The sequence below is a fragment of the Pseudarthrobacter enclensis genome (assembly GCF_030811655.1).
Classification (GTDB): domain Bacteria; phylum Actinomycetota; class Actinomycetes; order Actinomycetales; family Micrococcaceae; genus Arthrobacter; species Arthrobacter enclensis_A.
Window position 1 is genome coordinate 30302 of sequence record NZ_JAUSRE010000008.1, and the last position, 19057, is coordinate 49358.

At 64.7% G+C, this 19057-nt stretch carries 17 protein-coding genes; 9 read left to right on the plus strand and 8 right to left on the minus strand.

Annotated elements, in window-relative coordinates:
- Positions 1–9: 9 nt before the first annotated feature.
- The gene (locus tag J2X98_RS09230) at positions 10–450 is read right to left on the minus strand and encodes a hypothetical protein (protein ID WP_307306947.1); all 441 of its coding nucleotides are present in this window, start codon (positions 448–450) and stop codon (positions 10–12) included.
- 619 nt (positions 451–1069) lie between these two features.
- Here J2X98_RS09230 and J2X98_RS09235 point away from each other — a divergent pair.
- Both J2X98_RS09235 and J2X98_RS09240 read left to right on the plus strand, forming a co-directional pair.
- Positions 1070–2461, plus strand: a complete 1392-nt coding sequence (locus J2X98_RS09235) for an OFA family MFS transporter (protein WP_141943184.1) — start codon at positions 1070–1072, stop codon at positions 2459–2461.
- On the plus strand, positions 2458–2604 hold the full coding sequence (locus J2X98_RS09240; protein WP_307306954.1) for an MFS transporter small subunit: 147 nt from the start codon (positions 2458–2460) through the stop codon (positions 2602–2604). The genes J2X98_RS09235 and J2X98_RS09240 overlap by 4 nt, the downstream gene beginning before the upstream one ends.
- A gap of 130 nt (positions 2605–2734) precedes the next feature.
- On the opposite strand, the gene J2X98_RS09245 is transcribed toward J2X98_RS09240, so the two are convergent.
- Positions 2735–3166, minus strand: coding sequence for a DUF2177 family protein (locus J2X98_RS09245; RefSeq protein WP_307306958.1), 432 nt, complete (start codon positions 3164–3166; stop codon positions 2735–2737).
- 247 nt (positions 3167–3413) lie between these two features.
- Between J2X98_RS09245 and J2X98_RS09250 the strand changes: the two genes are divergently transcribed.
- The 5 genes from J2X98_RS09250 to J2X98_RS09270 all read left to right on the plus strand — a co-directional run bounded on the left by J2X98_RS09250 (position 3414) and on the right by J2X98_RS09270 (position 10191).
- On the plus strand, positions 3414–4283 hold the full coding sequence (locus J2X98_RS09250) for a DUF1295 domain-containing protein (protein WP_307306960.1): 870 nt from the start codon (positions 3414–3416) through the stop codon (positions 4281–4283).
- Between the two features lie 220 nt (positions 4284–4503).
- Positions 4504–5535: a TerC family protein gene (locus J2X98_RS09255; RefSeq protein ID WP_307306962.1), complete on the plus strand. Its 1032-nt coding sequence runs from the start codon at positions 4504–4506 to the stop codon at positions 5533–5535.
- 177 nt (positions 5536–5712) lie between these two features.
- Entirely contained in the window at positions 5713–7773 is a 2061-nt protein-coding gene (locus tag J2X98_RS09260; RefSeq protein WP_307306965.1) for a phosphocholine-specific phospholipase C, read from the plus strand.
- 126 nt (positions 7774–7899) lie between these two features.
- The gene (locus tag J2X98_RS09265) at positions 7900–9099 is read left to right on the plus strand and encodes an alkaline phosphatase family protein (RefSeq protein ID WP_307306968.1); all 1200 of its coding nucleotides are present in this window, start codon (positions 7900–7902) and stop codon (positions 9097–9099) included.
- Between the two features lie 231 nt (positions 9100–9330).
- Positions 9331–10191: a GmrSD restriction endonuclease domain-containing protein gene (locus J2X98_RS09270; RefSeq protein WP_307306970.1), complete on the plus strand. Its 861-nt coding sequence runs from the start codon at positions 9331–9333 to the stop codon at positions 10189–10191.
- Between the two features lie 9 nt (positions 10192–10200).
- Here J2X98_RS09270 and J2X98_RS09275 read toward each other — a convergent pair whose 3' ends face one another.
- Positions 10201–10959 (minus strand): YoaK family protein, encoded by a 759-nt coding sequence (locus J2X98_RS09275; protein ID WP_307306973.1) that lies wholly within the window; start codon positions 10957–10959, stop codon positions 10201–10203.
- Positions 10960–11102: 143 nt separating this feature from the next.
- Here J2X98_RS09275 and J2X98_RS09280 point away from each other — a divergent pair, with 143 nt between their 5' ends.
- On the plus strand, positions 11103–11369 hold the full coding sequence (locus J2X98_RS09280) for a hypothetical protein (RefSeq protein WP_307306975.1): 267 nt from the start codon (positions 11103–11105) through the stop codon (positions 11367–11369).
- Between the two features lie 76 nt (positions 11370–11445).
- Here J2X98_RS09280 and J2X98_RS09285 read toward each other — a convergent pair whose 3' ends face one another.
- On the minus strand, positions 11446–12048 hold the full coding sequence (locus tag J2X98_RS09285) for a TMEM175 family protein (protein ID WP_141943166.1): 603 nt from the start codon (positions 12046–12048) through the stop codon (positions 11446–11448).
- A gap of 121 nt (positions 12049–12169) precedes the next feature.
- Entirely contained in the window at positions 12170–12637 is a 468-nt protein-coding gene (locus J2X98_RS09290) for a hypothetical protein (RefSeq protein WP_141943164.1), read from the minus strand.
- A 305-nt stretch (positions 12638–12942) separates the two neighbouring features.
- Between J2X98_RS09290 and J2X98_RS09295 the strand changes: the two genes are divergently transcribed.
- Entirely contained in the window at positions 12943–13263 is a 321-nt protein-coding gene (locus J2X98_RS09295; RefSeq protein WP_307306982.1) for a GYD domain-containing protein, read from the plus strand.
- A gap of 531 nt (positions 13264–13794) precedes the next feature.
- Here the strand turns inward: J2X98_RS09295 and J2X98_RS09300 are convergent.
- From J2X98_RS09300 to J2X98_RS09310, 3 genes are all read right to left on the minus strand, one after another.
- Entirely contained in the window at positions 13795–14724 is a 930-nt protein-coding gene (locus J2X98_RS09300) for an NADP-dependent oxidoreductase (RefSeq protein ID WP_307306986.1), read from the minus strand.
- A gap of 205 nt (positions 14725–14929) precedes the next feature.
- On the minus strand, positions 14930–15664 hold the full coding sequence (locus tag J2X98_RS09305) for an ATP-binding protein (RefSeq protein ID WP_307306989.1): 735 nt from the start codon (positions 15662–15664) through the stop codon (positions 14930–14932).
- Complete coding sequence (locus J2X98_RS09310) at positions 15661–19044, minus strand: DUF499 domain-containing protein (protein ID WP_307306992.1); 3384 nt, start codon at positions 19042–19044, stop codon at positions 15661–15663. Before J2X98_RS09310 ends, J2X98_RS09305 begins: the two co-directional genes overlap by 4 nt.
- Positions 19045–19057 lie beyond the last annotated feature (13 nt).

Sequence of the window (19057 nt, forward strand, 5' to 3'; positions counted from 1 at the left end):
GAGTAAGGCTTAGTCGAAGTGGATCTCGGCGGCAGCCTTGCGAAGGGACTCAAGGCGCTCTTCCTCAACCAGCCCCTGCGCCTCCAGCTCGTCGCTGCGGTCAGTACGTTCCCGGGCCGCCTGGGCGGAAATATCGTGCAGGATCGTGCCCACGAGATGGGCCAGGCCCGCCTTGAGGTCCACCAGGTTGGTGTTGGTGATCAGGAGGCGGCGGTCGGAGACATGGAGCTCCACATCGCTGTACCCGGCCTCGCTGAGGCGCTGCCTGGTACCTTCCCCGTGGAGCAGCTCGATTTCGCGGGGCTGGGGCCGGCGCGAAAAGACAGCCGGCACGGTGTACCGCGTGGGGCCCTGGGCCGTGCCCAGGTCATGGGGGAGCGCAGATGCGAGGACTCCGCTGAGCGATAGCGCCGAGTCGGCGCGTACGTCAGAGTCGTGAGTGGTGGTCATGGTGTTGTACCAGCGTTCTAAAGGATGCACTGCCGGATCCCGGGACACGGGCCGGAGGTGACTGGGGCAGGCGATCCGGGTCCGGATCGGCTGCGGGGGAGGGGGAACGGTGTAGGCCGTCCTGGCCTGTGATTCGCTCGTGGCCGCCCTCGTCGTACCGATTCCCTGCTGCGCCGGCGTCGAGGTCAGTCGGTACGGCGCACGCCGGCCGCCGTGGAAGGCAGCCGGGAATCGGGCTCATTTTCGGGGCAACGGATGTCCTGTCACGATGTCCCGAGATATTTTGAGTCTACGCTCATTAGCGGGTCCTTAGGGCCCGGACGGGGAATGGGATCGCCGAGGGGCGGGCGCCGCCCGGACTGGTAGGCGGAATTGATGACGGGTTCGAGTTCGTCAAGCACAGTGTGGTTTCCGGGGAGGAATCCCCGTGCCGGACGTCCCCCGATGCGGCCGGCGCTGCTGTGACGCCGCTCACCGTAAATTCCCCGCCGTTCGGCGCGCCAACAGTACGTTTGCTGATGATTTGCATGATGATTGCCCAAGGCACGGGTTTTCACAAGGCCTTTCGCCTCTGGATCGATCAGACATCGACGTCATCGACAAGCAAAGGGAATCAACCATGGGCTTCCTGGACCGTGACCACTCCATCGCCCCGCCGGGCTTCAACCGCTGGCTGGTTCCGCCCGCGGCGCTCGCCGTCCATCTGTGCATCGGGCAGGCCTACGCCACCAGCGTGTACAAGACCGCGCTGGTCAAGCACTTCGGGGCCAGCCTGACCGAGGTGGGCGTCATCTTCTCCATCGCCATCGTGATGCTGGGGCTTTCCGCCGCGGTCATGGGCACCTGGGTGGACACCAATGGCCCGCGCAAGGCAATGTTCACGTCCGCGATGTTCTGGGCCGGCGGCTTCCTGATCGGTTCGGTGGGCATCTTCACGCGCCAACTCTGGCTGGTCTACCTGGGCTACGGCGTGGTGGGCGGCATCGGTCTGGGCATCGGCTACATCTCGCCCGTGTCCACCCTGATCAAGTGGTTCCCGGACCGGCCGGGCCTGGCCACCGGCATGGCGATCATGGGCTTCGGCGGCGGCGCGCTGATCGCCAGCCCGGTCTCCCAGGCCCTGCTCAAGGCGTACGATCCCAACTCCGGCGCCCAGGGCTGGGTGGCCAGCGGCGATGCCGTGGGCAAGCTCTTCCTGACCCTCGCCGTCGTCTATCTCGTCTACATGCTCTTCGGCGCGTTCACCGTCCGGGTGCCGGCCGACGGGTGGCGGCCCGCAGGGTTTGATCCCGCGAAGGTCAAGGCGGCCAAGCTCGTGACCACGGAGAACGTCTCGGCGAGGAACGCCATCAAGACCCGGCAGTTCTGGCTGGTGTGGGTGGCCCTGTTCTGCAACGTCACGGCCGGTATCGGCATCCTGGAACAGGCAGCGCCAATGATCCAGGACTTCTTCCGGCAGTCCGACGGCAAGTCACTGGTCAGCGCAGCCGTCGCCGCGGGCTTCGTGGGGCTGCTCTCCATCGGCAACATGTCGGGCCGGTTCGCCTGGTCCGCCACCTCCGACGTCACCGGCCGCAAGCGGATCTACATGGTCTACCTGGGCGTGGGTGCCGTGCTCTACATCCTCCTGGCATTTGCCGGGTCCAGCGCCACCGTCCTGTACGTGGTGCTGGCCTTCATTATCATCTCGTTCTACGGCGGCGGGTTCGCCACCGCCCCGGCGTACCTGCGGGACCTGTTCGGGACATACCAGGTGGGTGCCATCCACGGCCGGCTCCTCACCGCGTGGTCCGCCGCCGGTGTGGCCGGCCCCCTGATCGTCAATGGCATCCTGGACGCGCAGGGCAAGCCCGGCCAGCTGAATGCTGCGTCCTACCAGCCCGCGTTGCTGACCATGGTGGCGCTCCTGGTGATCGGCTTTGTGGCCAACCTGCTGGTCAAGCCGGTCGACGAACGGTTCCACGAACCCCGCCCCGAGCGGCACGAAACTTCCCATGGAGGCCTCAAATGAGCAGCACTGCACACACCCACGGCGCACACGAGCCGGTCCGCAAGTCCACCGGCAGGCTGGTCCTGGCCTGGCTCCTGGTGGGCATCCCGCTGGCCTACGGGGTATTCCAGACGCTGACCCAGGTTGCCGCGCTGTTCGGGTAGCCCGGCGCCCTGCTTTGTCGTCACGCGGAGCAGGCTTTCCCCGGGGCGGACGACGCCGGCCCCGGGTTTCCGCGGTTTGGCCGCCGTCCGTGCGCCCAAAGCGTGCCGTGCGTGACGCGGGCGCGGGGCGTCAGGCCGCCGCGGGCCGGGCGAGGCGTCCCCGCAGGATGGTTGCCGTGACCCAGGTGACCAGGCTGCAGGCCGCGGCACCCCACAGGATGTCCGTCACGGCCACCAGCGCGGTGAAGTCCTTGAGCACCGCGAACCCCGTCAGCGCCCAAGTGGCGTAGGTGAAGAACCCGAAGAGGGCGGCGCCGGCCACCCGCTGCCGCAGCGTGGCCCGCGGGTCGTTCGGCCGGATGCCGTAGTGGACCAGTCCCGCCACGAAGATGACGTAGAACAGCACCGCGCCGGGAAGGCTGGCCTTGGGCGCCAGCAGCGGGCCGATCTGGTTCTGGTACAGCGGGTTGGCCACCAGCAGGATCCACGCCACGTCCAGCACCGCGAAAATCACGGCGCCGGCAGCGTACGCGGCCAGCCAGTTCTTGGTGCGGGGGCTCATGTTTGGCTCCTTGAATCGGGGGAGGGTGCACAAGGAGTTCGGTGCCGCGGCGGTGGCCGGACTGCTTTCGGAGGGCTGCCTCCCGGCGGACGTTCCGTTCCACCCATACAGGCCCGTGCCCGCTCCGAAGAATAAATGGACAACGCCATCACGGCTGAGTTGGAGTTGAATTGCGGTTGTACCCGGAAGGGTGCGGCCAGGATCTGCCGTGCAGCAGCGCGGCGGGCCAGGGGAAGGGGACACGTCCGTGAACGAAAAGAGCCGCAAGGCGCTCATCAGTACTGTCATTGCCGTGGTGGTGGCGGTGCTCATCGCCCTCGCCGGCAGCCAGGGCGGGTCCAGGATCGGCGGGTTCCCGGTGTTTGCGCTGGGGGTGGCCATCGCCTTCGTGCTCCAGTGGTTGGTGTTCATCCCGTCCTTCAAGGCGCAGACCGAGAAGTTCTACGACCTCACCGGCGCCCTGACGTACATCTCCATCACGGTGTTCCTGGTGCTCGCTTCGCCGGGAGTGGATGCCCGGGGCATGGTGCTGGCGGCGATGGTGGTGCTGTGGGCCGCACGGCTGGGAAGCTTCCTGTTTCTTCGCATCAGCAAGCACGGCAAGGACGACCGTTTCGACGAGCTCAAGGGCGACTTCTTCCGCTTCCTGAACACCTGGACCATCCAGGGCCTGTGGGTGGTGCTGACCGCCGCGCTCGCCTGGGTGGCCATCACCTCGGACAGGAAGGTGGGCCTGGACGGGTTCTTCTGGGTGGGCCTGCTGGTGTGGGCGGCGGGCATCGCCATCGAGACCGTGGCGGACCTGCAGAAGACCCGCTTCAAGGATGATCCCGCCAACAAGGACCGCTTCATCAGCACCGGGCTCTGGTCAAAGTCCCGCCACCCCAACTACTTCGGCGAGATCACCCTGTGGGTGGGCGTGGCCATCATGGCCCTTCCCGTGCTGCAGGGCTGGCAGTGGGCGGCCCTGGTCTCCCCGGTGTTCGTTGCCCTGCTGCTTATCAAGGGCAGCGGCGTGCCGCCCCTGGAGAAGAAGGCGGACCGGAAGTGGGGCGGCCAGGCCGAGTACGAGGCGTACAAGAAGAACACTCCGGTGCTGGTACCAAAACTGAAGTAGGGCTTCCCCAAGCAGGGATTGACGACGCCGGCATCCGGAACCGGGTGCCGCCGTCGCCCGTTGTTCAGTTACGATTTAACCCATCAAGGGGAGTACTCCCGACTGTGAGTGGCCCGTCAATACGGATGCAGCGATGCCTCCCGGGCCACCGGCTCCGGTTTCCAACCGGGCGGAGGAGACCTTGGCGTACATGTCAGCGCCTACCCCTTGGAGTACCCGCATGCAGGTCACCCCGCTCGTCTGGACCATCACCCTCGCCGTGACCATCCTGTTCTTCGTCTACGAGTTCTTCGCCCACGTCCGCAAACCCCATGAGCCGTCCATCGGCGAGTCCGCCCGCTGGTCGGCGTTCTACATCGGGCTCGCGCTTTTGTTCGGCGTCGGAATCGGGATGTCCTCGGGCTGGACCTTCGGCGGCGAATACTTTGCCGGCTACCTCACCGAAAAAGCACTGTCCGTGGACAACCTGTTCGTCTTCCTCATTGTGATGTCAGGGTTCGCTGTCCCCAGGAAGTACCAGCAGAAGGTGCTGATGGTGGGCATCATCATCGCCCTCATCCTGCGCGGCGGATTCATCGCCATCGGCGCCACGCTGATCGAGAACTTCTCCTGGGTGTTCTACATCTTCGGCGCGCTGCTGCTGTTCCTCGCGTACCGGCAGGCCTTCGGCGGGCACGATGCCAACCCCGCGGAGGGCAGGTTCATGAAGCTGGTGCGCCGCGTCCTGCCGGTCACCCCGGATTACCACCGGGACCGGCTCACCGTGAAGCAGGACGGCAAGCGCTACGTGACGCCGATGCTGCTCACCATCATCGCCATCGGTTTCGTGGACCTGGTCTTCGCCGTCGACTCGATTCCCGCGATCTACGGCCTGACCAGCGAGGCGTACATCGTCTTCACCGCCAACGCGTTCGCCCTGATGGGCCTCCGGCAGCTGTTCTTCCTCATTGGGGGACTGCTGGAACGGCTGGTGTACCTGGCCCAGGGCCTCGCCGTCATCCTCGCCTTCATCGGCGTGAAGCTGGTGTTCCACGCCCTGCACGTCAACGAGCTGTCCTTCATTAACGGCGGCCGGCCGCTCCTCTGGGTGCCGGAGATCCCCATCTGGTTCTCCCTGCTCTTCATTGGGGCCACCATCCTGGGGGCCACGGTGGCCAGCCTGGCCAAGACCCGCGGCGGCGGCCCCGGGACCCGAGGAGACGATGTCCCGGCCGGCGAGGACACCGACTCCACCGCCAAAGCGCGGCAGTAGCCGCCGGCGGCGTTGCGGGAGGTACGACGGCGGCGCGGACTCAGTGCGTGGGCAGGGGAACGGAGGGTGGACAGGAAGGCTTCCCGTTGTTCAGGCCGCGTACACGGTGGCGTAACCATGCGCTGGCAGGGTTTCCCGGTGGGGGACATCAAAAGTCAACGCATTAGGAGCGCCCTCATGGCAGGTCTCAACCGCCGTCGTTTTCTTCAACTTTCCGCCGCAGGTGCGGCCGGTACCGCTATTTCCCAAATGCTCGGCCAGAGCATCGCCCGCGCCGCGGAGATCCCGGCGCACCGCGCCACGGGGACCATCCAGGACATTGAGCACGTGGTGATCTTCATGCAGGAAAACCGCGCGTTCGATCACTACTTCGGCACATTGAAGGGAGTGCGGGGGTTCTCCGACCCGCACCCTGCGGTTCTGCCGTCAGGCAAGGACGCGTTCCACCAGGCGAACGCCACGCGGGAGGTCACGCCGTTCCACCCGGACGCGCCAAACCTGGGCATGCAGTTCATGGAGGACCTGGACCACTCGTGGAAGCTCACCCACGAGGCCTTCAACAACGGAAAGTACGACAAGTGGCTGCCGGAGAAGACAGACGCCACAATGGCGTTCTATGGCCGCCAGGACATTCCGTTCCACTTCTCCCTGGCTGACGCATTCACGGTGTGCGACCAGTACCACTGCTCCGTCCTTGGCCCGACCGACCCGAACCGGTACTTCATGTTCGCGGGCGGCGACGACCCGGGCCGCAAGGGCGGCGGTCCCGACCTGTGGAACAGCGAGAAGGGCTATTGGTGGAGCACCTACCCTGAGGAGCTTGAGAAGGCCGGCGTCAGCTGGAAGGTCTACCAGGACATCGGCGAGGGCCTTGACCCGGCACACTATGAGGGCTGGACCCAGGACGCGTACATCGGCAACTACGGGGACAATTCCCTTCTGTACTTCAAGCAGTACCAGGACGCCAAGCCCGGGAGCCCGCTGTATGAGAAGGCCCGGACCGGCACTTCCGCCAAGACAGGCGATGACCTCTTCCGCATCTTCCGCGACGACGTGAAGTCGGGTTCCCTTCCCCAGGTGTCCTATATCGTGGCACCCGAGGCTTACTCCGAGCACTCTAACTGGCCGCCGAACTTTGGCGCCTGGTACGCGGCCAACATCCTTGACATCCTCACGTCCACGCCCGATGTCTGGAGCAAGACGGCCGTCCTGTTCATGTACGACGAGAACGACGGCTTCTTCGACCACATCGTCCCGCCGCACCCGAACACCCCGCAGATTCCCGGTGCCTCCACAGTCTCCACTGCCGGTGAATGGTACGACGGCACCCCCACGTTCTACGGCGACAAGGACGTCCCCGGCCACTTTGGCCTGGGCGTGCGCGTGCCCCTGATCGTCCTGTCCCCTTGGAGCATGGGCGGCTGGGTCTGCTCCGAGACGTTCGACCACACCTCGATTGTCCGGTTCCTGGAAACCCGGTTCGGGGTGGCCTCACCGAACATCACTCCATGGCGCCGGACCGTCAGCGGCGACCTTACGAGCGCGTTCGATTTCTCCGCATCCGGCGGGGCGGCACCGGCGCTGCCGGACACCTCGGCCTACAAGCCGGCCGACCACGCACGCCACCCGAGCTACATTCCGACGCCCCCGGCCACGAACTCGATGCCTGCGCAGGAGAAGGGCACCCGGCCGTCCCGGCCGCTGGGCTACGCGCTGGACCTCGAAACGAAAATCCAGGCCGGTTCGCTTACGGGCAAATGGGTGAACCGGGGCACGCTGGGTGCGCACGTGCAGGTCCGGTCGAACCTGCTCCCGGCCGGCCCGTACTCCTACACCATCGGCGCGGGAGCCTCCCTGGATGCGTCGTGGGCGCTGGGCGCCGAGTATGACGTACAGATGCATGGCCCGGCCGGATGGTTCCGGCGTCTTGCAGGTACGACGGCGGCAGCGGACATCCGCGTGACTGTCGCCGCTGACGGCAAGGCACCCCATGCGCAGTTCCGGATTGAGAACACCGGCGCCACCGGTGCAACCCTCACCCTGAAGGACGCGTATGGCTCCGGTTCCCAGGCGCTTTCCCTCAACCCGGGCCAGGCGAAGACCGTCGTCATCCCGACCCCTGGCGGCTGGTACGACCTCACCGTCACCTCCGCCGCTGATCCCAAACTCATCCGCGTCCTGGCCGGCCGCCTCGAAAACGGCGGTCCGCTGACCAGCGACCCCCAGCTCGGCCGCTAACCCGGCCGGAACCGGTGGCAGGGCCGGCCGCTGTCGTCGGCCCTGCCACCCACTCGCCCCCACCTTGCTGAACTGCCCGAGAAACCGGGACGCTCCGTCGCGCCCGCACATTGAAAGGATTTCGCCATGCCCAATGCACTTAAGAACCGGAGGACAGGCGCCCTGGCGCTGGCTGCCGCCGTCGCAATCACTGGCCTCGCCGCCGTCGGCGCTGCTGTGCCCGCGGACGCGCAGACCACGCCGGGCGCTGCTGCCCAGGCCGGCGCGCAGGGGGAGAACGGCCCTGACCATGTTTTCGTGATCATGATGGAGAACCACGGTTACGACCAGGTCATCGGCAACACCGCCGACGCGCCGTACATCAACAGCCTGGCCCAGCGCTACAACACCGCCACGAACTACCACGGCGTGACCCACCCCAGCATGCCCAACTACCTGGCCGCCATCTCGGGAAGCTCGCAGGGCGTCTGGGATGACTGCAAAGCCGGCGCGGACGTCACGTGTGCACCCGAAGAGTTCGTCCCCGGCTCCAGCGACCCCGGGGCCACCGGGCTCCTGACCCCGGCGCAGGCCGCCAGCGCCGCTTCCACCCCGCACATGTTCGCCGGCAAGAACATCGTGGACCAGCTCGAGGACAAGGGCCTGAGCTGGAAGGCCTACATGGAAAGCCTTCCCAGCACCGGTTCCCAGGTGGAGTACGCGCCCACCATCGGATCCTCAACGGTCAAGCTCTACGCCCAGAAGCACAACCCGTTCATGTACTTCTCGGACATCAACTACCCGGGCAGCCCGCGGCTGCAGAACATCGTGCCCCAGGAGAACAACCTGAAGGCCGACCTGGCCAGCGGCAACGTGCCAAACTTCACGTGGATCAGCCCGAACCAGTGCCACGACATGCACGGCGTCTCGCCGTCGGGCGCGGCGCTTGTGGGGATTCCCCAGTGCGGGTTCCCTGACTCCGGCCTGGACCACGGCGCCATTCAGCTCGGCGACAACTACGTGAAGCAGACCGTCCAGCAGATCATGGACTCGTCAACCTGGAAGACCACCAAGTCCAGCATTGTCCTGGCCTGGGACGAGAACGACTACTCCGGATCTGACGGCGGCCCGGGGAGTCCCGTGGGCCAAAACGGCGCTGTCCTTGGCGGCGGCCATGCTCCCGCTATCGTGATCAACTCGGCTGACGGCCCGCACAAGACCACCAACCAGCTCTCGGACCACTACACCCTGCTGTCCACCATTGAGCACATGTGGCATCTTGGCTGCCTGGAGAACACCTGCTCACCCACCACGTCGGGCACGTTCGAGGAACTCTTCCGCCCGTAACCGCTGAAGTGCCCTAACCGCCCGAACCCGCAGCGGTTCCCGTTCCCCGGAACGGGAACCGCTGCGGCGTCTCAACAGGTGGCCCCGCGGCCGCAGGTTTCGCGCAGGAGTCGGGAAGGATTGCCCCAAGCCGGCATTTTGTGGAAGGCAGCGCCGCTAAGCTCTTGCGTGGCGTCAGTGTAATGGGGGCTGACGCACCCACTTTTCACGCACACAACCTGGGGAAACTGCATGTCCGGCCACACGTCCTTGCCCGCAACAACGCCCGCACGCGGCACCCGCTGGGCGGCCGCCGTCGTCCTTTCCGTATTGCTGGCACTCTTCGGCGCGGACCTGCGCGCCGTTGCCGCGGACAGCACCACCACAACGGCAACAGTCCAGGCCGCGGACCTGCTGGAAACCGTCCCGGTCAAGGGCCGGGCACCCAAGACGGGGTACGAGCGCTCGCTGTTCGGACCCACGTGGGCGGATGTGGACCAGAACGGCTGCGACACCCGCAACGACATCCTCAACCGGGACCTGACGGACATTACCTACGTCAACAGCGTCCCGTGCACGGTCAAGACGGGTGAGCTCGCGGACCCCTACACAGGCGCGATCATCGACTTCGTCCGCGGCACCACTACCAGCAGCGCCGTGCAGATCGACCACGTGGTGGCCCTGAGCGACGCCTGGCAGAAGGGCGCCCAGCAGCTGACCACGGAGCAGCGGACGGCCTTGGCCAACGACCCGCTGAACCTGCAGGCAACCGACGGCCCCACCAACCAGCAGAAGGGCGACGGCGACGCCGCCACCTGGCTGCCACCGGCCAAGGGCTTCCGGTGCGAGTACGTGGCCCGGCAGGTTTCGGTGAAGGCGCGGTACAGCCTGTGGGTGACCCAGGCCGAGCACGATGCCATCGCCGGCATCCTGGCCACTTGCCCCGGGCAGCTGGCCCCCACCAGCGTGCAGCCGGCGTCCGCTGCCACCACGGTCTACTACGCCAACTGCACGGAGGTAGCCGCGGCCGGAGCAGCACCCCTCTACGCCGGCAGCCCCGGATACCGCTCAGGGCTGGACGGCGACGGGGACGGGGCGGCCTGCGAGGGCTGACGTCCTGGACTAAGGCTCAGTGCTTACGACGGCGGCATCCGCACCGGGTGCCGCCGTCGCCGTAGCTGGGGTCTGCATGGGCTCCGGCCGGTGCATGCCGATCCGGCCCAGCAGGGCGACCCCGAGCGTGAGCAGCGAGGTCAGCAGCACCCCGAACCCGAGGTGGAGCTGCACGAAGCCCGCGCCCACCGCTGCTCCGGCCATGATCAGTCCCACCGCTGCCAGGCGCCGGCCCCAGAACGGATGCGTCCCGGCGCCCAGGCGCGAATCGGCGGCCAGACCTGTGATGGTGGAGGTGACCACCACCGTGGGGACGTCCTTGACGTTGAGATGCCGCGCGGTGGCAGCCTGCACACCCATGGCCACCGCCAACGTGCCGGTGATGGCAACGGTCAGGGTTTCGCTGGTCCTCGGGTTCAGGCCGCTGAGCAGCAGGGTGGCCACGACGGCCATCACCACGCTGACCCCCACCAGCAGTCCGGTGGTGCGGCGGTTCCAGCCGGAGGTGCTCAGCCGAAGGGTGCGGCCGGAGATCAGGGCGCCGGTCATGAACCCGGCCAGGGCCACGATGGGGCCAAGGATGGGCAGGTTGTCGCCGCCCAGAAGGGCCATCCCCAGGATGACCACGTTGCCGGTCATGTTCGCCGTGAACACCCGGTCCAGGCCCAGGTAGCCGACGGCGTCGAGCACCCCCGTGGAGAACGTCAGTGCAAGCATGAGCACCAGGTGGAGCCGGGCCGGGTGGGCAGGGAGGATTCGGGCGGGCATGCGGTACCTTTCGGCGGCCTGGGGCTGCGCGGTTGTTGCTTGCGGGGATGTTCTTTCAGTATGCTCCGCGCGCTGTCCCCGCCAAATTTGGGGCACACTGGAGGCTGCTCCCACCAGGCTTACACCAACGAAAGCAGGACCCCGTGATCACCCTCCAGCAGGACGCTGACGGCTTCATCCGCATGACCCGGCACTACCCGGCCAGCGTCCGGATCCGGATCGCGTTCAACGACGGCAGCACCGGCGAGTTCTCCGGCCGGGTCCTCAACAACGCCTACGACGCCGCGGTCGCCGAGTTCCGCGCCGGTAACGGGCTCGACGCGAAGGGCTTCAACCGCGCCCCGGCCAGGAGGACCAACGCCGGCAACAAGGTTGACTTTGTTCCCGTGCACCCGGGCATGGGGGAGTAGCCCCGAGCGCGGGCGCCGGGAATCGGTGTCGGCGTCGGCGGGGTCCGCGGGCACGGCTTGGGCACCGGGAATCGGCCTAGCCGGCGCTGGTGCCGGTTTCGTGGGCCCTGGCCACGAAGTGTTCCACGCGGCGGTCCGGGACGAGCCAGATCAGCGCCACGATGGTGAAGACGAGGATTCCGAGCAGCGGCTGAAGAAACGTCAGGGCGATCCCAATGAGGTAGATCACCGGAGAGGCCTTGCCCTTCCAGTCCCGCCCCACCGCCTGGGCGAGCGCCCCATCCCTGCCCTGCACCGCGATCAGCCGCCGTTCCAGGATGAAGTAGGCGATGGCGGCGCACAGCAGGTTGAGCCCGTACAGCAGCACGGGCACCTGCATGAAGCCGGACTCATCCATCCACCGTGTGGTGAACGGGAACAGTGACAGCCAGAACAGCAGGTGCAGGTTGGCCCAGAGGATGGCCCCGTTGACCCTGCTGGCGAGGTGGATCATGTGGTGGTGGTTGTTCCAGTAAATCCCCACGTACACGAAGCTCAGGAGGTAGGTGAAGAGCGTTGGCAGGATGGCGGCCACACCGGCCCACGTTGGTTCCTCGGGAGTGTGCAGTTCCAGCACCATGATGGTGATGATGATGGCCAGTACGCCGTCGCTGAAGGCTTCGAGCCGGTTCTTGTTCACCCGAATATCATGCACGCAATTCGGTGCGGCCAGGGCATCAAACGATGGTCACCTGTCCCGGCGGCGTCACCTACGCGCACCCGCTGCTGGGCGCCTTGTGGAAAGCTGTGCCGGACGGCTCCTAGGGCACCGCCGTATGGCCGAACGACGGCGGCAGGCCGGACCGGTAGGCGGAGTCGATAATGGGTTCGAGCTGGTCCAGCACCGTCCGGTTTCCCGGGAGGACCACATGCGCCAGGAATTCCGATTCGAGGGTGGCGATTCCGGCCGCCGCCGCTTCCAGCTTGGCTTCGATGGCAACGGCCAGCGCATGCCAGGACTTGCGGTTGGCGCGTTCCAGCCTTTTAGCGTGCGCTTCGTGGAGCCGGCCGTCCGCCACGTCCCCGCGGAGGGCGAATTCCCCTTCAGACTGCAGCAGTGGCATGACGATCCGGAACTGCCTCCCGCCGCCCCTGAAGGCAACGGCGCTTAGGTTCCCGCGCTGGCTGAAAACGACGTCAGTGGCCCCGTAGTTGGAGAGCGCCTGCATGATGTGCTTCCGCGACGCTTCACTGCTGAACGAATCGCCGCGTTTGTATGGACCTGTCATTATCTAACTATGCGCCTTTCCCGCGCTGGTTCCTAAGTCTCCCCTGGTGCCCGCTGGGTAGCCTGGGGCTTACAGGGCATTGTCCGCTTATTGACTGCCGGCGGCCCGGGGAATAGCGTCTGCGGTAACGGGGCCAACCGCCGCGTTTCCACGAAAAAAGGGGCCGGATCTGGGCCGCTCCCGCACGGCCATGGAGCCAGGTGAGGAGGATTCAGTGGACGCCATCCTGCACATGATGGGCACGGGATCCGCAGGTGCCTTCCCGATGGCCGCAACCCTAATTGCGATCCAGCGAAGGAATGACCATGCCGAAGTATCTCTTTGAAGCAACGTACGTGGGCCAGGGAATCAAGGGGCTCATGCAGGAGGGCGGCACCGCGCGCCGTGACGCGCTGGTGGAAGCTATCAAATCGGTGGGTGGAACGCTGGACAGCTTCTACTACGCCTTTGGCTACTACGACGTCCTGGGCGTTTTTGATGTGCCGGACGATGCGAGCGCCGCAGCGTTGTCGCTGCTCATCAATTCGACCGGGAACGTCAACGTCCGCCTCAAGCCGCTCCTGAGGGTGGAAGACCTGGACGAAGCGGTGAAGAAGACGCCCTCTTTCCGGGCCCCTGGGCAGTAGGGGAGGTGGCCGCCGGGCCGCCGTCGTAACTTACGACGGCGGCCCGGCCGGCTTTGGTGCGGATTATTGCGGGCACTGCCGGGCGGCAAGGAGGGCGAGGTCGCGAATAAGCCGCTGCACTTCATGCTGGCGGCGGCTGGCCCTGGAGGGCGCGGCCTGGACGGCAGCGGGACGTTTGCTTGGGGGAGCAGGAACGGGCCGGCAGACCTTCGGCGGCGCCTCGGCTGCGCTGGTCTCATTCCGACTATTGACTTTAGATGCATCCTCTATGTTCAAGATGTCTCCCTGGTGAGGCTTGTTTGGCCACCATAGGGAGGCGGGGCCCAATCCGGGAAGGGCTTTTGTCCACCGGCGGGATAAATTGCCTCAATCTTGAGGGAACGGCGTGCGCGGAACGTTCCGGATCGGAGAGCTGCCGCACGCGGCCGGAGTTTTGGGGGAAACTGCCGCTGCGCTCTGCGTTGCCCAGCCCTCTACGCGAACGAAGGCTCCGTCCTTTGGGGACGGAGCCTTCGTTGGTTACTTCCAGGATCAGGAAGCCTGGTCCACGGCAATCACGATCTTGCCGCGGGTGTGGCCCTCCATGTTGGACCGGAAGGCGTCGGCGGCCTTCTCCAGTGGAAAGACCCCGGCAACTTCCACGCGGAGCTTCCGGCTGTCCACCAGATCGGCGAGTGCCTGCAGGTCTGCTGCCACGGGGTTGACCCACATCCAGGTGCCGCCGTGCTCCTCCACTTCGCTGTCCGCGATGGAGGCGTGCCGGCCGCCGTCAGCCAGCACCGCAAGGGTGGCTTCGAGGTTTCCGCCGACGAAGTCCGCAACGACCTCTACACCGTCCGGGCGCAATGCGCGTACGCGGTCTGCCAGCCCGTCCCCGTAGGCGACCGGTTCGGCGCCCAGGGAGCGGAGGAATTCGTGGTTCTTTTCGGAGGCCGTGGCGATGACGCTGGCGCCCATGGCCACAGCGATCTGGATGCCGAGCGAACCTACGCCACCTGAGCCACCGTGGATAAGGACAGTTTCGCCGGCCTTCAACCCGAGACGGTTGAGTACCTGGTAGGCGGTCAGCCCGGCCAGCGGCAGACCGGCCGATTCGTTCCACCCGAGCGTGGAAGGCTTGCGGGCCAGGAGCCGTTCCGGCAGCGCGATGTATTCGGCAAAGCTGCCGCCGTGCACGTAGTCCTTGCGGCCGTAGGCGATGACTTCGTCACCGGGCTGGAACTGCGGGGCGTCGATTCCCACGGACTCCACGACCCCCGCAACATCCCAGCCGGGGATCGCGGGGAACTGCAGGTCCATGACGGCGTCCAGTCCGCCGGTCATGATCTTCCAGTCCACCGGGTTCACTGCGGCTGCCTTGACCTTGACCAGGACCATTCCGGGCCCGACCTTCGGCATCGGCTGGGCGCCGTATTCGAGGACGTCAGGGTTTCCGTATTCGCTGTAAGTGATTGCCTTCATGCCTGCGATAACCGTGCGGCAATGTGTCGCTATTCCGGATCCCGCCGGGAAGTGGCGCATCCCACGGGCCTGCCGCTCTGGGTCCAGGTCCTCACCCCGGACCAATGGTCCTCGGGGTCTTTGGCGGGTACCCGCAGTTTCCGCATCGTTTGGTCTAAACCCACAGATAACGCCGTCCATACTCCCGTCCGGGTGGGCGCCGGGGCTAGTTTTTCACCACGGCCAATACCGACCGTTTACAACGGGAAGAGGTAGTAATGCGAGTAATGGCGTGACCTTGTAGGTATGCGAACTGCAGAAAACAAGTATCCCTTACTCGTGATCCACTTATCGGCGCACCATAAGTTGGCCATTGTTCCCCTGGAGGGGAATTCCTCAGGCAGTCGGGGATCGCCACTTTGGCAGAATCAAGAATGAATTTGGTGATCAATAATGAATTCAAGAGCCCCGAATAATCTTCGTTGGCATTCCAGTCGCTGAAGATATCGGAGGATTTACTGAGGATGTCGCACTGGGCGCCATTCATCATGGAATCCTTTGTCATCCGCATGCCAGTTGGATCATTGTTCGCGGCTCTGGTCCAAACGCTCAACACGTTGGCCTGGCTGAGGGAGCTTGCTTTGAGACCCATGCCGAAGTGACCGAGCTCGTCCGGTCTGTACTCTCGACGCCGGCCAACCGTCATCCCGTCTCGAAGACCCTGTGGAGTCATTCCCTTACCGTTGTCGACGATTTGAACGCCGACGACGGTTCCGTGACTCTGCAGGAATCGAACCAGCACTGCTCTGGCCTCAGCGCTGATGCTGTTGTCGATGAGGTCGGCGATTGCGGAGCTTAGGGTGTGGTGCTTCCCGAGGCCCTCCATGGCTTTGGAGTCGATGGGTAGCGTGACCTGCTCGATCGCCTCTTCTCCGCCGAGCAGGTCCACCGTACCGGTCATGACTCGTCCTCGAACTTCGCCGACTCGAACTTCAGTTGCGCGGCGTTTTCACGGACCACTCGGACCGTGTCTGCATCGAATCCCATCGCTCGGTTGGCGATGACCTCGACCGAAACCTCGATGTCCGTTTCAGGAGCAGTGGCAAGATGGCTGAGCACCTCGTCATAGACCCGCAGAAGATCGGCTCTTATGGCTTCAGCACGAGCGTAGAAGGTGCCGGTGAACCGCACGTTCTTAGCGCGTTCCCGTGTCGCCGGCTCCAATTCCTCCCAGGGCAGCCTGGTCCCCGGGACTTTCGCCCCGCCGCCCCCTCGACCTCGCGTCGGATCATCCTCCGGCTCGTTAGTGGAAGCGCGTTCTTTGGCTTTCTCGCGTTCCCGCTGCTTCTCAGCCAATCGGGGATCAACCAACAGCGTCGAGTCGGTGATTGTCCCAAACGTGTCATTCGACATAGGCATCGTCAGGCCGAAGAAGTCACCAGACACTTCGTCGTAGCCTTCGGCGAGGGCGAAGCCCTCCGTGGTCCAAGTGGGCAATTCCAGCACATCGCGTACACCCGTTTCCAAGACAGAACGGTCTCGGATGCGCCGCAGGTAGGCGTACTGGGTGTAATAGCCCCAAAGCTCCCCGACACTGATGCGTCCTTCGTTCCATCGGGCCCGGAGCCTCCCGTCCAAGGCCTGCCTGATGGCGGCGGGTGCATTCACAACCCTCAACGCGTCGTACCGGATCAGTGCAGCGCCAGTGCGCGAGGTGAGTGACTCACTGCCACTCCCAATTTTCTGCTTCGACCACTGGACAGCGTGGCCTTCATGAATCTCAGGCGCGAGGGCCCACAAGTATGTCCCGGACAATCGGAGGTCCACTGCTCTTCGGCTTTCCGCGAGCCTGGCTTTGACCTGAGTCTCTTGTTGGCGGGTCAAACCGAGATCATCAATTTGGCCGCTGATGTCGCGCCAAGCGATGAAGTCCCGCACCGCGGTATCAAGCGAGGAGTACTCGTTCTCGTCTGGGGCGAGGAACACAACCGTGTTTCGGTGCTGCCGATTCGCTGACCCGCGATGTTCATATACATCCTGAGCGAACGTCAGTGCATCGCTCGATTCCGTTTTGCTGCGGTGCCGGTGTTTAGGGTGAAGGAGGACAAGCCGAACGCCTTCCGTATCAGGCACGTCCGCGGACGACGACGGCGCCACCACCGTTCCGGTGAATGCGGATGTCCCGCGCACCTCGCCTTTGTTGAGACGGTCCACAATCTCCTGCCAGATGTCTTCTTTATGCAGACGCTCGGCGATGTCCTTTGCCTTGCGGCTCACTGAGGCCTGGACATCAAACCAGTATCGACTGGACTCGGAATAGAAGTAAGTGGCCTGCTCTGACATGAGTTGGAGCGCACTGCCAAAGTTTCCCACCACGTCGCCGGGGATTGCGACTCCAAGGGCAACGTGCTGACGTTCGATGCCCTTGTGCGCGCTGCGAAGCGTTGGTGCAGACCCTAAGAAGATTGCGCGCGCAAGACGTCGAGTCAGGAGACGCTGTTGAAAGGCTGGCCTTGAAGCGTCGATTTTGGCGGGCGTCGCGGCGGGACCATCGACGTCGGCGTCGATGATGGGCTTCCACTGATCATCGAGGTACTGCGTGATCTCGGTGAGGACGCCGTCGGCATCTAGCGGGACGCTTCCGGGCATGATCATGGGGCTCCGGTCGCCCGCAGTCCACAATTCGTGGACCACAGTGCTCATGAGCCGCAGCACACCGCGGGTTCGCTGGAACCGTTCCAGAGTTGACCAGTCGCGGTAGAGACGCTCGAATAGTTCAGGGTGTATCGGATACGCCTCGGCAATGCGGCGCTCATATTCACGATCCGTTGTCTCAACAGGAAACTCGTCGCGGTGATTCTTATAAAATTCAGCGAACTGCCGTGCGGTTGCTGAAATCTCGATTGGAGCCTCACCGGTTGGCGCTTCGAACAGCCGCCGCCGCACGATCTCGAAAGACTCGCGAGATGTGGCTGGCCGCCACTGATCAGCGACACGACGGACCACGTTTTGTAGGCGCTCGAGTGCGGCTTTGCCATTTGCCCCGCCCACTTCGAGGTCGGATGATGAGTCCTGACGATCCTCCGCCCCATGGTCGGACGCGGGGATTGAGACGACCAGGAGCACGCCCGGCACCGACTTCACCGCTTCGGTGAGAGTCTGCGCAAAAGTGAACTGAGTGTCAAAAGTGCCAGCCGGCAGACCATCTCGCGCGTACAGCTGTCGCGCGTAAGCAACCCACTCGTCAATGAGGATGAGTGACGGCGAGTAGCTGCTGAGCAGCGTTCGTAGGCTTGCACCCGGGTTAGTGCCGGAGACGTCGGATTCCTTCACGATGCTGTAGCCTTCACGGCCGCCGAGTTGCCAAGCGAGCTCGCCCCACAGAGTGTTGACCACGGTGCCGTCGGCCTTGGCGCTGTCTTTGCCTGGAGTCACGGCAAGGTGGTTGCCCACCAGCACAGCACGCTTGCACTCGCTGAATTCTCCAAGGTCAGTTCCGTTCAGGAGCTCCTGGATTTCCTGGGGGTACTCTCCGAGTGCGTGGCCGGACATGATGTGCCACAAGGCGAGCATGGAGTGGGTTTTCCCGCCGCCAAAATTTGTCTGAAGATTGATGACAGGCGGTGCGTTGAGGTCTCCTCCAATACGGCGGACGGCCTTCCCTAGCAGATCCTTTAGACCTTCGGTGAGGTAAGTTCGGCGGAAGAACTGCACAGGATCAATGTATTCGTCCGAGCCGATACCTTGCGCCACCATGTGGAGATCCGCTGCGAACTCGCTGGCGTTGAAGGTTCCAGAGATGACGTCGGCGTGTGGCTTGACCACATCGCGCCAGGGTTTGATTGCGGAAGAGCCAGTCTCGGTCAAGACCGCAGAGGTGGCAGCCTTCTTTATTTCCTTCTGGAGTGTGCTGTTACGCAGTTCGTCCCTGGAGCTTCTAACCTGGTCCGCGCCTTTGGGATCCCCGGTCACACGCAGCAAGCGTTCCAGCGTGTCCAGCGCCCGGTAGGCGTCGTCGAAGTTGAACGAGTTACGGTGCGCCCACTTATTCCGAATATCTCGTGCCTCGCCAGCCAGATTGCGCTCGGCCGGGGAGAGCTTGCCTTCGAACGGGAACCACCCCGGAACGAGAATCTCCGTGAGCGCCCGGAGCTGGTCACTGCTGTCCATTCGATTGTAAGTCTTTACCGCACCGTTCTTGCTATCCTTCGCAGCTAGGATGATCGTCCAGTCCTTGCCAGCCGGTACCTTTGGCGCTAAGGCTTCGGCAACGAACGGCTCCAGGCTTGTCGCCAGGATGTCAAGTGCCTTGCCGATGCGGTCGAGATTGCTTTCTGCCATGTTCCCCCAAAGC

Excerpts from the sequence above, each read along its gene's own strand:
- J2X98_RS09230 (WP_307306947.1), bottom strand. The coding sequence starts at position 450 with ATGACCACCACTCACGACTCTGACGTACGCGCCGACTCGGCGCTATCG.
- J2X98_RS09235 (WP_141943184.1), top strand. The coding sequence starts at position 1,070 with ATGGGCTTCCTGGACCGTGACCACTCCATCGCCCCGCCGGGCTTCAAC.
- J2X98_RS09240 (WP_307306954.1), top strand. The coding sequence starts at position 2,458 with ATGAGCAGCACTGCACACACCCACGGCGCACACGAGCCGGTCCGCAAG.
- J2X98_RS09245 (WP_307306958.1), bottom strand. The coding sequence starts at position 3,166 with ATGAGCCCCCGCACCAAGAACTGGCTGGCCGCGTACGCTGCCGGCGCC.
- J2X98_RS09255 (WP_307306962.1), top strand. The coding sequence starts at position 4,504 with ATGCAGGTCACCCCGCTCGTCTGGACCATCACCCTCGCCGTGACCATC.
- J2X98_RS09260 (WP_307306965.1), top strand. The coding sequence starts at position 5,713 with ATGGCAGGTCTCAACCGCCGTCGTTTTCTTCAACTTTCCGCCGCAGGT.
- J2X98_RS09265 (WP_307306968.1), top strand. The coding sequence starts at position 7,900 with ATGCCCAATGCACTTAAGAACCGGAGGACAGGCGCCCTGGCGCTGGCT.
- J2X98_RS09270 (WP_307306970.1), top strand. The coding sequence starts at position 9,331 with ATGTCCGGCCACACGTCCTTGCCCGCAACAACGCCCGCACGCGGCACC.
- J2X98_RS09275 (WP_307306973.1), bottom strand. The coding sequence starts at position 10,959 with ATGCCCGCCCGAATCCTCCCTGCCCACCCGGCCCGGCTCCACCTGGTG.
- J2X98_RS09290 (WP_141943164.1), bottom strand. The coding sequence starts at position 12,637 with ATGACAGGTCCATACAAACGCGGCGATTCGTTCAGCAGTGAAGCGTCG.
- J2X98_RS09295 (WP_307306982.1), top strand. The coding sequence starts at position 12,943 with ATGCCGAAGTATCTCTTTGAAGCAACGTACGTGGGCCAGGGAATCAAG.
- J2X98_RS09300 (WP_307306986.1), bottom strand. The coding sequence starts at position 14,724 with ATGAAGGCAATCACTTACAGCGAATACGGAAACCCTGACGTCCTCGAA.
- J2X98_RS09305 (WP_307306989.1), bottom strand. The coding sequence starts at position 15,664 with ATGACCGGTACGGTGGACCTGCTCGGCGGAGAAGAGGCGATCGAGCAG.
- J2X98_RS09310 (WP_307306992.1), bottom strand. The coding sequence starts at position 19,044 with ATGGCAGAAAGCAATCTCGACCGCATCGGCAAGGCACTTGACATCCTG.